The 13,420-nt window shown below is 71.9% G+C and carries 7 protein-coding genes; all 7 read right to left on the bottom strand.

Annotation, left to right across the window (positions count from 1 at the left end):
• Nucleotides 1-215: 215 nt before the first annotated feature.
• The gene (locus JK364_RS09560) at nucleotides 216-4,415 is read right to left on the bottom strand and encodes an Rne/Rng family ribonuclease (protein ID WP_201849590.1); all 4,200 of its coding nucleotides are present in this window, start codon (nucleotides 4,413-4,415) and stop codon (nucleotides 216-218) included.
• Nucleotides 4,416-4,637: 222 nt separating this feature from the next.
• Nucleotides 4,638-5,414, bottom strand: coding sequence for a TIGR03936 family radical SAM-associated protein (locus tag JK364_RS09555; protein ID WP_201849839.1), 777 nt, complete (start codon nucleotides 5,412-5,414; stop codon nucleotides 4,638-4,640).
• A 234-nt stretch (nucleotides 5,415-5,648) separates the two neighbouring features.
• Complete coding sequence (locus JK364_RS09550) at nucleotides 5,649-7,571, bottom strand: TIGR03960 family B12-binding radical SAM protein (protein ID WP_201849588.1); 1,923 nt, start codon at nucleotides 7,569-7,571, stop codon at nucleotides 5,649-5,651.
• Between the two features lie 94 nt (nucleotides 7,572-7,665).
• Nucleotides 7,666-9,303, bottom strand: a complete 1,638-nt coding sequence (locus JK364_RS09545) for a CYTH and CHAD domain-containing protein (protein WP_201849586.1) — start codon at nucleotides 9,301-9,303, stop codon at nucleotides 7,666-7,668.
• A gap of 63 nt (nucleotides 9,304-9,366) precedes the next feature.
• Nucleotides 9,367-10,569, bottom strand: a complete 1,203-nt coding sequence (gene rodA / locus JK364_RS09540) for a rod shape-determining protein RodA (RefSeq protein ID WP_201849584.1) — start codon at nucleotides 10,567-10,569, stop codon at nucleotides 9,367-9,369.
• The gene (gene mrdA, locus JK364_RS09535; protein ID WP_201849582.1) at nucleotides 10,566-12,710 is read right to left on the bottom strand and encodes a penicillin-binding protein 2; all 2,145 of its coding nucleotides are present in this window, start codon (nucleotides 12,708-12,710) and stop codon (nucleotides 10,566-10,568) included. Before mrdA ends, rodA begins: the two co-directional genes overlap by 4 nt.
• Nucleotides 12,707-13,414 carry a rod shape-determining protein MreD gene (gene mreD, locus JK364_RS09530; protein WP_201849838.1) on the bottom strand — a complete coding sequence of 236 codons (708 nt, stop codon included), beginning with the start codon at nucleotides 13,412-13,414 and terminating at the stop codon, nucleotides 12,707-12,709. Before mreD ends, mrdA begins: the two co-directional genes overlap by 4 nt.
• Nucleotides 13,415-13,420: the final 6 nt, after the last annotated feature.

Raw genomic sequence — 13,420 nt, 5'->3', positions numbered from 1 at the left:
CGGGACCTCTGATGCCAGCCGCCCAACACGGCCCACGGGGGTCGTGACAACCGAGTGATCATGCGATTCACCATCGGCCGAACGGCCTCTTCCGGCGAAGCGGAAGGGATGTGCTCAGGGGTTTGGCGTACAGACGCCGAGGGTCAAGGCTACCAGAGCCCGAAGGGCACACTGTCACGTGACAGTGTGCCCTCCCGGTCGGCCGGGCGGCCGGGTCAGTCGTCGGCGGCGGCCGTGACCGACTGCGGAGTCTGCTGCTCCGCGGCCGCGGTCTTCTTTGTCGCCGTCTTCTTGGCGGTCGTCTTCTTGGCTGTGGTCTTCTTGGCGGCCGTCTTCTTCGCCGCCGTCTTCTTCTCGGCGGTCTTCTTGGCCGTCGCCTTCTTGGCGGGAGCCTTCTTGACGGCCTTACGGGCGGTCTTCTTCGCCGGTGCCGCGGCCTCGGCCTCGGCCTCGCCCTCGGCGGACGCGCTCTCGGCGGACGCGCTCTCGGGCGCCGCCTCCGGCTCGGGCTTCGACCCGGACTCCGGCTCCGACTCCGCGGAAGACCCGCTCACGACCACCACGGCCGCCTCCTCGGAGCCCGTCGGCGAGCCCGCGGGGGCGCTCACCTTACGGGTCGCACGGCGGCGGGTACGCGGCGCGGGAACGCCCTCGAGCGGGGCCGGCTCCTCGGCGGGAGCGGCGGCGTGGGCCTCGGTGGCCGCCTCGGGCTCCGCCCGGACCGCCTCCCTCGGCTCGTCGGCCACCACGACCACCACGCCCTCGGGCTCCTTGGCGGCCTTCGGGGCACCCGCCGGGGCGGACACCTTACGGGTGGCACGGCGGCGCGTACGCCCACGGGTCGCGGCGGCCTCGGCCTCCGCGGCGCTGCTGTACAGCTCCTCGTCGGCCGCGAAGACCGGCTCGGGCAGCGGCTTGGGCTGGGTGGCCTCCGCCGCGATCTCGGCCGCCGCCTCGGTGACGTCCTCGGACTCCGCCTCGGCTTCGGCCTCGGCTTCGGCCGCAGCGGCGGCCCGCTCCTGCTGCTGAGCGCCACCGGCCGCGGACTTCTTCTTCTTGCGCTTGCCGCCACCGCCACCGGCGGCCGACGCCTGGTCCATGTGGACGATCACGCCACGGCCGTTGCAGTGCACACAGGACTCGGAGAAGGACTCCAGCAGCCCCTGGCCGACCCGCTTACGGGTCATCTGGACCAGGCCGAGCGAGGTGACCTCCGCCACCTGGTGCTTCGTACGGTCCCGGCCCAGGCACTCCAGCAGCCTGCGCAGCACCAGATCGCGGTTGGACTCCAGCACCATGTCGATGAAGTCGATCACGATGATGCCGCCGAGGTCGCGCAGCCGCAGCTGGCGCACGATCTCCTCGGCCGCCTCCAGGTTGTTCCTGGTGACCGTCTCCTCGAGGTTGCCGCCCTGGCCGGTGAACTTGCCGGTGTTGACGTCGATGACGACCATCGCCTCGGTCCGGTCGATCACCAGCGAGCCGCCGCTGGGCAGCCAGACCTTGCGGTCCAGCGCCTTCATCAGCTGCTCGTCGATCCGGTAGGTGGCGAAGACGTCGACGTCCGAGGTCCACTTCTGGAGCCGGTCGGCGAGGTCGGGCGCCACGTGCGAGACATAGCCGTGGATGGTCTCCCAGGCGTCGTCACCGCTGACGATGACCTTGGAGAAGTCCTCGTTGAAGATGTCGCGGACGACCCGGACGGTCATGTCGGGCTCGCCGTAGAGCAGCGACGGGGCGCTACCGCTCTTCGCCTTCTTCTTGATCTCCTCCCACTGCGCCTGCAGCCGGGCGACATCGCGGGACAGCTCCTCCTCGCTCGCACCCTCGGCGGCGGTGCGGACGATCACGCCCGCGTCCTCGGGGACGATCTTCTTGAGAATCTGCTTCAGCCGGGCCCGCTCGGTGTCGGGCAGCTTGCGGCTGATGCCCGTCATGGAGCCCTCGGGCACGTACACCAGGTAGCGGCCGGGCAGGGAGACCTGGCTGGTCAGCCGGGCGCCCTTGTGGCCGATCGGGTCCTTGGTGACCTGCACCAGCACGGACTGGCCGGACTTCAGGGCGGTCTCGATGCGGCGCGGCCCGTTGGAGAGCCCCAGCGCCTCGAAGTTCACCTCGCCCGCGTACAGCACGGCGTTGCGGCCCTTGCCGATGTCGACGAAGGCGGCCTCCATGGACGGCAGCACGTTCTGGACCTTGCCCAGGTAGACGTTGCCGACGTAGCTGGTGGCCTGCTCCTTGTTGACGAAGTGCTCGACGAGGACGTTGTCCTCCAGCACCCCGATCTGGGTTCGATCGCCGTTCTGCCGGACGACCATGACCCGCTCGACCGCCTCGCGGCGGGCCAGGAACTCGGCCTCGGTGATGATCGGCACACGGCGACGGCCCTGCTCACGGCCCTCGCGACGGCGCTGCTTCTTGGCCTCCAGACGCGTCGACCCCTTGATCGACTGCACCTCGTCGGCACCGGACTCGGCTTCCTTGCCGCGCCGCTCGCGGGGCTCGCGGACCTTGACGACCGTGCGCTCCGGATCGTCACCGGCCGCCTCGGCCTCGGCACCGTCGCCGCTGCGACGGCGGCGACGGCGGCGACGACGGCTGCTGCTGGAGCCACCGGACTCACCGGACTCGGAGCCCGACTCGTCCCGGCCCTCGCCCTGCTCCTCGGCGTCCTCGCCCTCGGCGGCCGACTCGTCCTCGTACCGCTCACCGGTCTCGGAACGCCCCTCGGCGCCCTCGCCCTCGGCGAGCTCGCCACGGCGGCGACGCCGTCCGCCACGGCGGCGGCGACGGGCCGGACGGTCGCCCGACTCGTCCTCGCCGGACTCGCCCTCGGGCTGACCGGCCTCGGCCTCTGTCTCGCTCTCCTCGACGGCCTCGGGCTCCTCGGCCTCCGGCTGCTCCTCGGCGGGCGCGGCGCCACGGCGGCGACGCCGACGGCGGCCGGCAGGCGCCTCGGACTCGACGGCCTCGGCCGTCGGCTGCTCCTCGTCCTCCTCCTCGGGCTCCTCCAGCGCGGCGGCGGCCTCGGCGGCGGCGCTCTCCGGCGTCTGGAAGACCGGCTCGGTGAAGACGGGCGCCTGGAACACGGCCGTCGGCGGGCGGGCCGCCCGGCGCCGCGAACGGGGCGCGGGCTCCGGCTCGGACGCGGCCTCGGCGGCCGGGGCCTCGCCCTCGGCGGCCTGCGGCTCCTGAGCGCCGCTCGGCTCCTCGGCGGCGGATGCGGTGCTCCGGGTGGCACGGCGGCGGGTGCGGGCGCGCGGGGCCTCGTCCTCGGCCCGCGTACCGGCGGTCTCCTCGGCACTCTCACCGCGCTGCTCGGCGGCGGGCTCCTCGGCGGCCTCGGCCTCGGCCTCCGCGGGCGTTCCGGCGGGGGCGGTGGCCTTACGGGTCGCACGGCGACGGGTACGGGCGGGGGCGGAAGGCACGGTCTCGGCCTCCGCGGCCGCCGCGGACTCCTCGGTGCCCTCCGGCTCCTCCGGCGGTACGACCTCCGCTGCCTCCGACTGCGGCGCGCCCTCGGAGGCGGTCACCTTACGGGCCGCACGACGGCGCGTACGGGCACGCGGGGCCTCGTCGGCCGGGGCATCGGCTGCGACTGCGGCTGGGGCCGTGGCCTCGTCACCACTGCCACCAGCGGCCGCCGCAGACGACGCGTCCGCGTCGGCGGCCTCCGCCTGCGGCGCGCCCTCGGGAGCGGTGACCTTACGGGTCGCACGACGGCGCGTACGGGCGGGGGCGGAAGACACGGTCTCGGCCTCCGCGGCCTCCGCAACCGCCTCGGGCTCCTCGGTCTCTTCGGGCTCCTCCGCCGCCTCCGGCTCGTTCGGCGACACGACCTCCGACTCCGCGGGGGCACCGGCCGGAGCGGTCACCTTACGGGTGGCGCGGCGACGCGTACGGGCGGGCGGAGCGGCCTCGGCGGCGGCCTCCACCACGGGCTCCGCGACCGGCTCGGCGGCGGCTTCGGTCTCCTCGCCGCCACGCCCGGCGTCGGCCGGGACCACGGTCTCCGCGGCCTCCGGCGAACCCGCCGGGGCGGTCGCCTTGCGGGCGACCCGGCGCCGCGTACGAGCGGGCGGAGCGGCGGATTCGGTGTCGGACCCGGATTCGGACCCGGATACGGATCCACTCGCGGTGGCCATGGCGGCACCGGCGGCGACGGGCTCGGAAGCGGCCTCGGCGACGACGGCACCGGTCTGCTCAGCGGCTATGGCCGGTACCGAGGGCGTGGTGACCTCGGCCTCGCTCACCGCGCCGGGCGGCGGACCGGCCGGGCGGGAGGCCGCGCGGCGGCGGCGCGGCGGCAGCGTGTCGCTGGGCGTGTTCTCGATGGATTCCCCGGGCACCGCGGCACGCGGCGCGGATGACCCCAGGGACTGGACAGGTTGGGTCGGCTCAATAGGTTCGAGCATGCGGGCGTTTCTCCCGTCACGCTCCCGGGCGCCGCGCCTGGTTCCGGCCGGCCACCCGCGCACGGTGCGCGGGTGCCGCCGTCCGGGGCGCGGGCGCCGCACGGGAGCTGTCGTCTCGCTCGCCGGGACCGGTTCTGTCGGGACCGGCGAAAGTCTTCTGGTCAGTGCGCCAGCCGGACCCGGGTGGCTCCCAAGTGCATCGGCGGCGCGTCGACGGCGGCCCTACGCGGGACCTTCCGGCGCCATCGCGGCGGTCAGCTTGGCGGCCGTGGTTGGAGCGGCCTGAGCTGCCTCGCGATCGGGCGCGAGCGGGTCGGTCACCGTGCCGGACTCCTCATCGAGCAGCCCCTGCGCCAGCCTGGTCACCGCTGCGGGGACCGGCGGCGCCAGGTCGGCCGTAGCGCGGAGACCGGACAGGACGTCGTCGGGTCGCACGGCAGGTGTCAGATGCCGTACCACCAGCCGCAGTATCGCACAGCCACCGTCGCCGGGCCTATCGGCCCGAGCCGGAAGCGTCTCCAGGCGGGCCACCGCGGCACGGGCGTCGAAGGTTCGCAACCCGTTTTTCGTCCGGCGTTCCACCTCGACCGTGTCGGCCTCCAGGAAGGCCGCGACGGCCCGCTCGGCGTCCGCCGGGGCGACCTGGTCGAGCCGGATCTCCCATACGGACGCCTGCAGCCGGTCGGCGAGCCCCGAGGTGTGGGCCTCCACGGACTCGGTCACATCGAGCCCCTCGGGCAGCGACTCGTCGAGGACCGCCCGCAGCTTCTCGGGGTCGCGGGCCTCGGTCAGCTGGATCTCCAGGTACTCCGCCTCGCTGCCGGTGCCGGTGGGTGCGGCATTGGCATAGGACACCTTCGGATGCGGGGTGAAGCCCGCCGAGTACGCCATCGGCACCTCGGCGCGGCGCAGCGCCCGCTCGAAGGCGCGCTGGAAGTCGCGGTGGCTGGTGAACCGGAGGCGGCCGCGCTTGGTGTAACGCAAACGGATGCGCTGCACCGCGGGTGCGGGCGGCGGGCCTTCGGGCTGTCGCTTGCCCAGGGGACTGTCTCCTTGTACTTCCTTGCCGTCGGACACCGGGGCCACGGGGCCCCGATGTCTTCCAGCCTACTTTGTGGGCGCCGCGGGCGGCCCGGTGACGGAGGGCCGTCGGACGGCTACGTCACCGCCGCACGGCCACGTCACCGCCGGACGGCCACGTCACCGGCCGACCGCCACGTCACCGCCGGTCGGCTACTTCACCGACAGCGGCAGCAGCTTCCGCCCGGTGGGGCCGATCTGGATCTCGGTCTGCATCTGCGGGCACACGCCGCAGTCGAAGCAGGGGGTCCAGCGGCAGTCGTCCACCTCGGTCTCGTCGAGGGAGTCCTGCCAGTCCTCCCACAGCCAGTCCTTGTCGAGGCCCGAGTCGAGGTGGTCCCAGGGCAGGACCTCCTCGTAGGTGCGCTCGCGCGTGGTGTACCAGTCGACGTCGAGGCCGAAGTCGGGCAGGGTCCGCTCGGCGCACTCCATCCACCGGTCGTAGCTGAAGTGCTCGCGCCAGCCGTCGAAGCGGCCGCCGTCCTCGTAGACGGCGCGGATGACCGCGCCCACCCGGCGGTCGCCGCGCGAGAGCAGTCCCTCGACGATGCCGGGCTTGCCGTCGTGGTAGCGGAAGCCGATCGAGCGGCCGTACTTCTTGTCGCCCCGGATCTTCTCGCGCAGCTTCTCCAGCCGGGCGTCGGTCTCCTCGGCACTCAGCTGCGGGGCCCACTGGAAGGGGGTGTGCGGCTTGGGGACGAAGCCGCCGATGGAGACCGTGCAGCGGATGTCGTTCTTGCCGGACACCTCGCGGCCCTTGGCGATGACCTTGGTGGCCATGTCGGCGATCTGCAGCACGTCGTCGTCGGTCTCGGTGGGCAGACCGCACATGAAGTACAGCTTCACCTGCCGCCAGCCGTTGCCGTACGCGGTGGACACCGTACGGATGAGGTCCTCTTCCGAGACCATCTTGTTGATGACCTTACGGATGCGCTCACTGCCGCCCTCGGGGGCGAAGGTGAGGCCCGAGCGGCGCCCGTTGCGGGTCAGCTCGTTGGCGAGGTCGATGTTGAAGGCGTCCACCCGGGTCGACGGGAGGGACAGGCCGATCTTGTCCTCCTCGTACCGGTCGGCGAGGCCCTTGGCGATGTCGCCGATCTCGGTGTGGTCGGCGGAGGACAGCGACAGCAGGCCGACCTCCTCGAAACCGGTGGACTTCAGCCCCTTCTCGACCATCTCGCCGATCCCGGTGATCGACCGCTCGCGCACCGGGCGGGTGATCATGCCCGCCTGGCAGAAGCGGCAGCCCCGGGTGCAGCCGCGGAAGATCTCCACCGACATCCGCTCATGGACGGTCTCGGCCAGCGGCACCAGCGGCTGCTTGGGGTAGGGCCACTCGTCGAGGTCCATGACGGTGTGCTTGGACACCCGCCAGGGCACGCCCGAACGGTTCGGCACCACGCGCGAGATCCGCCCGTCGGCCAGGTACTCCACGTCGTAGAACTTCGGGACGTAGACGCTGCCGGTGCGGGCGAGGCGGAAGAGCAGCTCATCGCGGCCGCCCGGGCGGCCCTCGGCCTTCCAGGCGCGGATGATGCCAGTCATGTCGAGCACGGCCTGCTCACCGTCGCCGATCACCGCGCAGTCGATGAAGTCGGCGATCGGCTCGGGGTTGAACGCGGCGTGGCCACCCGCGACCACCACGGGGTGGTCCTCGGTGCGGTCCACGGCGTCCAGGGGGATACCGGCGAGGTCCAGCGTGGTGAGCAGGTTGGTGTACCCCAGCTCGGTGGAGAAGGAGACGCCGAGGAAGTCGAACGCGGACACCGGGCGGTGCGAATCCACGGTGAACTGCGGCACCTTGTGCTCGCGCATCAGCTCCTCGAGGTCCGGCCACACGCTGTAGGTGCGCTCGGCGAGCACGCCCTCGCGCTCGTTGAGGACCTCGTAGAGGATCATGACGCCCTGGTTGGGGAGCCCGACCTCGTAGGCGTCCGGGTACATCAGCGACCAGCGGACGTCGCAGGAGTCCCAGTCCTTGACGGTGGAATTGAGCTCACCGCCTACGTACTGGATGGGCTTCTGCACATGCGGCAGCAGGGCCTCGAGCTGTGGGAAGACCGACTCGACAGACATCGCGGACTTTCGTGAAGCTGACAGGGGTGACCCTCAAGCGTACCTGCACCGCCGGGGCGCCCTCGCCACGGATCAGGCCTCCAGGTCCGCGCGGTCAAGCCGCCAGGTCCGCCCGGTGCTCCTCGCGCGAGGTCTCGGCCCACAGGTCCGGCAGCTCACGCTCGCGGGCGGCGGCCCGCCCCTCCTCCCTGCCGTACAGCAGCCCGAAGGTGAAGTCGCTCTCCCCCGCCACATGGGCCTGGGTGGCCAGCTGCCGCAGCGCCTCGCGGGCCACGACGCTGTCCTGGTGGTCGCCGAGCACGTCCTGCACGGCCTGCATCCGGCGGGCGAACCGCTTGGCGGACTTGCCGAGCGCGGGCCGGGCCGTCTCGGCGGCGTAGCGGACCCGCTTGGCGGCCTTACGGGCCTGGTGGATGGCGATGTCGCGGTCCGGCCCTGAGGGCGTCTCCAGCGCGGTGGCCATACGGCCGGCGAGCCGCTCGTAGTCGCGCAGCACGGTCTTGGCGACCACCGGCGCGGCCGGCTTCGCGGCGTCGCGGCGCAGCGGCGGATCGGCCACCAGGGCGTCGAGGGTGTCCAGGAGCGTCAGGTGGCGCTCGCTGTCCAGCGCGCCCAGGACGGTGGCGCGGGCGCCGTCGCGCCGCCCGTGCGACCAGTGGTGCAGCCGTTCCCCCACCGGGCCGCGCCGGAGCTCCTCCGGCAGCTCTGCGAGACGGCCTTGGAGCCGCTCGGTGAGCACCTCGCGATCGCGTTCCACGCCGAGCTCACCGGCCAGCCACTTCAGCTCGTCGCCGATCGGATCGGTCACCGCACGGTCCAGGACCTTGCGGTAGGAGCGGAACGCGCTGCGCAGCCGGCGGGTGGCGACCCGCATCCGGTGCACCGCGTCCGGCACGTCCCGGCGCACGGCCGGGTCGAGCCGCACCAGGGCGTCGATCTGACGGCGTATGTAGTCCAGGACGACATCGTCGGCGCCGAGCGGCCGGCGGGGCCCGGACGCGGCCTGTCCGACCTGACGGGCGGTCTTCGCGGGCTTGCCTGGCTTGGCGGGCTTGCCGGGCCCGCCTCCGCCGCTCTCGACCGCGACCGCGGCCTTCTCCGTCTCGGTCAGGGCCTTGGCGAGCTTGGAGGGGGTGTCGGCGCGGTGCAGACCGCCGTCGCGCAGCCGCTCCTCGACCGCGTCGAGCAGCCGCTGATCGTGGCCCCGGCCCTCGGCGAGCTCGACCTCGACCTCGGTCCACCGGACCGGCTCGCTCTCCTCGGGCGCCAGCCGCCTGGCCGTCACGCGGTCGACGGACACCTCGGCGAGCACCGTGCCGTCGGCGTCCACCAGATCCTTGCGGTCCCGCTCGGTGTGCAGATGGGCGAGCGGGCGCAGCGGATCGTGGCGGACCCGCGAGCGCAGCAGTGCGGCCATCTCGGCGGGCACCTCGTCGCCGAGCGGCGCCCGCAGCTCCTCCCGGGTGTCCGGGCCGACGGGCAGCTTCAGATGCCATCCCTCGTCGTCGCCGCCGGTGCGGTGGCGCAAGGTGATGCCGTCGGCCAGCAGCCGCCGCCCGGGGGTGTCGTAGTAGGTGGCCTCCAGGGTGGCGACTCCCCGGCTCACCACGGTCGCGACCGGCCCCGCTCCGGTGAGCTCGGGCAGGCCCGGCAGGTCGGGCCGCCCGGACGGACCGGCTTCCTCGGCGGTGGCCTCGTACTTGCGTTCTATCTCCTGCTTTGTGTCCACCATGTGTGTCACGTACCCAAACTCGGGCTTATCAGCCCCAAGCGGAGACGTGACACCGAGCGGCCCCTATGCGGAGACGGGTCTCTGCACCCGGATGGATTGCAGCAGCCCGATCGCGATCCATACGGCGAACATCGAGGACCCGCCGTAGGAGACGAACGGCAGCGGCAGACCGGCCACCGGCATGATGCCCAGCGTCATCCCGATGTTCTCGAACGCCTGGAAGGCGAACCAGGCGATGATCCCGGCCGCGACGACGGTCCCGTACAGCTCCGTGGTGTCGCGCGCGATCCGGCAGGCGCGCCACAGCACGACCCCCAGCAGCAAGATGATCAGGCCCGCGCCGAGGAAGCCCAGCTCCTCCCCCGCGACCGTGAAGACGAAGTCGGTCTGCTGCTCGGGGACGAACTGACCGGTGGTCTGGGTGCCGTGAAAGAGCCCCTTACCGGTGAGCCCGCCCGAGCCGATCGCGATGCGCGCCTGGTTGGTGTTGTAGCCGACCCCGGCCGGGTCGAGCGCGGGGTTGGCGAAGGCGGCGAAGCGGTCGATCTGGTACTGGTCGAGGACGTGCAGCTGCCAGATGAGCAGCGCGCCGACGACGGCCGTAAGGATGAGCCCCGCGATCCAGCGGTTGGACGCGCCGGAGGAGAGCAGCACGGCGAGCACGATCATCGCCATGACCATCACCGAGCCGAGGTCCGGCATCAGCAGCACGATCGCGATGGGCAGCCCGGCCAGGCCGAGTGCCTGGACGACGGTGCGGTGGTCGGGGTTGAGCCGGTCGCCCGCGTCCACGCGCGCGGCCAGCAGCATCGCCATCCCCAGGATGATCGTGATCTTGGCGAACTCACCCGGCTGCAGGGAGAACCCACCGCCGACCACGATCCACGCGTGGGCGCCGTTGATCGTCGAGCCCAGCGGGGTGAGCACGGCGAGGACGAGGATGACGGACAGCCCGTAGAGGACCGGGACCGCGCCGCGCAGGGTGCGATGGCCCAGCCAGATGGTGCCGATGGCGAGCAGCAGCCCGATGCCGGTGTTGAGGGCGTGCCGGACCAGGAAGTAGTACGGGTCGCCCTGGTTGAGCTCGGTGCGGTTGCGGGTGGCGGAGTAGACGAGCGCCCCGCCGATCGCGGACAGGGCCAGCGCGGTGAGCAGCAGCACCCAGTCGAGGCGGCGGACGACCGAGTCGCGCGCCATGAGCTTGCTCCAGGCGCCGCGCTCCGGGGTGAAGCGGCGGACGGAGTACCCATGTGTGGACGCGCTCATGAATCAGCTCCCCGCCGCCGCTCCCGCGCGGCCGCCTCGAACTGCTTGCCGAGCGGCTGGGACTCGATGGAGCCGTCCGGCGAGATCTTCGGCAGTTTGCCCTGCGGCTGGGGCAGCAGCGCCTTCTTCTTGTCGATGCCGCCCTTGGCGTCGACCCCGTACAGCGCGTTGTAGATCTTGCGCACGGCGGGGCCGGAGGCGCCGGAGCCGGTACCACCCTGGGAGATCGTCATGACGACCGTGTAGTCCTTGGTGTACGTGGCGAACCACGAGGTGGTCTGCTTGCCGTAGACCTCCGCGGTACCGGTCTTGGCGTGCATCGGGATCTTGCTCTGCGGCCAGCCCTGGAACCGCCAGGCGGCGGTGCCCCGGGTGGCGACGCCCGCGAGCGCGCTGTCGATCTTCTCGCGGGTCTGGCCCTTCATCGGCAGCTTGCCGTGCGCCTTCGGCTTGATCTCCCGGATGTCCTTGCCGTCGGGGCTGACGATCGCCTTGCCGACACTCGGGTCGTGAAGCGTTCCGCCGTTGCTGATGGCCGCGTAGATGGTGGCCATCTGGATCGGGGTGACGAGGGTGTCGCCCTGGCCGATGGAGTAGTTCACGGAGTCACCGGCGCGCATCTTCATGCCTTCGAGACAGTTCTCGTAGGCGATCCGCTGGCCGTAGTTCCCGTCCTTCTTGCCGCTCTTGCACCAGGCGTCCTTGTTGGCCTTCCAGTAGTCCTTCTTCCACTGGCGGTCCGGGACCCGGCCGGTGACCTCGTTGGGGAGGTCGATGCCGGTCTCCTTACCGAGGCCGAACTGGTGGGCGGTCCGGTAGAACCAGTCCCCCGGCTTCTTCTTGGGCTTGTTGCCGCCGTCCTTCTTCCACTGCTCGTAGGCGAGGTGGTAGAAGACGGTGTCGCAGGAGACCTCCAGCGCGCGGCCGAGGCTGATCCCGCCGTAGTTCTCGGACTCGAAGTTCTTGAAGACCTGGCTGCCGATGTTGAACGAGCTGGTGCAGGGATACGGCCCGTTGAAGGAGTAGCCGGCGTTGACCGCGGCGGTCGTCGGGACGACCTTGAAGATCGAGCCGGGGGCCGCCTGGCCCTGGATCGCCCGGTTGAGCAGCGGGTAGTTGGACTTCTTGCCGGTGAGCTGCTTGTAGTCCTTGCCGGAGATACCGCCGACCCAGGCGTTGGGGTCGTACGTCGGGTTGGACGCCATGGCCACCACCCGGCCGGTCTTGGCCTCCATGACCACGACCGCGCCGGAGTCCGCCTTGTAGTTGGTGCCGGTGTTCCGGTCGTGCTGCTTGCGGGCGTCCCGCATCGCCTGGTCCAGCTCCTTCTCCGCGACCGCCTGGACCCGCGAGTCGATGCTGGTGACGACGTTGTCGCCGGGACGGGCCCGCTGGCTCTCCCGCTGGCCGATGACCCGGCCGAGGTTGTCGACCTCGTAGCGGGTCACCCCCGCCTTACCGCGCAGCTCACTGTCGTACTGGCGCTCGAGGCCGTTGCTGCCGACCTGGTCGGAGCGGAGCAGGGGCGACTTGGTGTCCTCGGCCGCCTTCACCTGCTCATCGGTGACCGGGGAGAGATAGCCGAGCACCTGGGCGGCGTTGGAGCCGGCGGGCGCGGCGTAGCGGCGCACGGCGGTGGGCTCGGCGCTGATGCCGGGGAACTCCTCTTCGCGCTCGCGGATCTGGAGCGCCTGCTTGGCACTGGCCTCGTCGGTGATCGGGATGGGCTGGTACGGGGAGCCGTTCCAGCAGGGCTGCGGGGTCTTGGCGTCGCACAGCCGGACCTTGTCCAGGACATCCTTGGGCTTCATGCCCAGGACGTCGGCGAGGCGGGTGAGGACGGCCTTGCCGTCGTCCGGCATCTTCATCAGCTCGGTGCGGCTGGCGGAGACCACCAGACGGGTCTCGTTGTCGGCCAGCGGCACCCCGCGGGCGTCCAGTATGGAACCGCGCACGGCGGGGTGGACGACCTGCTGGACGTGGTTGTTGGCGGCTTCGGCGGTGTACTCGTCGCCGTTGCGGATCTGGAGGTACCACAGGCGTCCGCCGAGGGTCAGCAGCAGCGAGAAGACCAGGATCTGGAGGCCGACGAGCCGGATGGTGACCCGCGAGGTCCGTCCGGTCTCAGGGATGTTGCTCACAGGCGCTTGACCCCCTTGATCCGTGCCGTCCTGTTCTTCCCCGCGCGGGCCAGCAGCCCGCCGCGCTGGCCCCCGATCCGGGGCGCCCGGCCCGGACGCCTGAGCCGGCTCATCCGGCCGATCCGGCCGGTGCTGACGCCGCCCGCCGTGCTGATCCAGCGGGACGGGCTCTCGCCGCCGCCCGCGCTGTCGGCCATCGGATCGTTCTCACTCCGTCTGGCGAGCCCCATGATCAGCGGCACCGTGAAGGGTGCCAGCAGCAGGTCGTAGAGGGCCGCGGTGAACAGCAGCTTGCCCAGGCCCACCTGACGGGCCGCGTCGTCGCCGACGAGGATGCCGACCCCGGCGTACAGCAGCGTGGCGCCGATGGCCGCCGCCACAACCACCAGCATCGGCCCGGTGGCGGACCTGAGCTGGCCGGTCTCCGGCTTGGCGAGCCCGGCCAGATAGCCGATGACGCAGAGCACCAGGGCGTAGCGGCCGGCGGCGTGGTCGGCGGGCGGGGCGAAGTCGGCGAGCAGCCCCGCACCGAAGCCGATGAGCGCGCCGCCGGTGTGGCCGTAGACGAGCGCGAGGCCGAGCACGACGAGCAGCAGCAGGTCCGGAACGGCGCCGGGCAGTTGGAGGCGGGCCAGTACGCAGATCTGGACGACGAGGGCGAAGACCACCAGGCAGGTCGACAGGACGATCCGGTTGAGGTGCAGCATCGG

This window comes from Streptomyces endocoffeicus (assembly GCF_016741935.1).
GTDB classification, from domain to species: Bacteria; Actinomycetota; Actinomycetes; order Streptomycetales; family Streptomycetaceae; genus Streptomyces; species Streptomyces endocoffeicus.
Note: the sequence above shows the minus strand (reverse complement) of the source record. Positions and strands in the feature narration are given on the sequence as shown.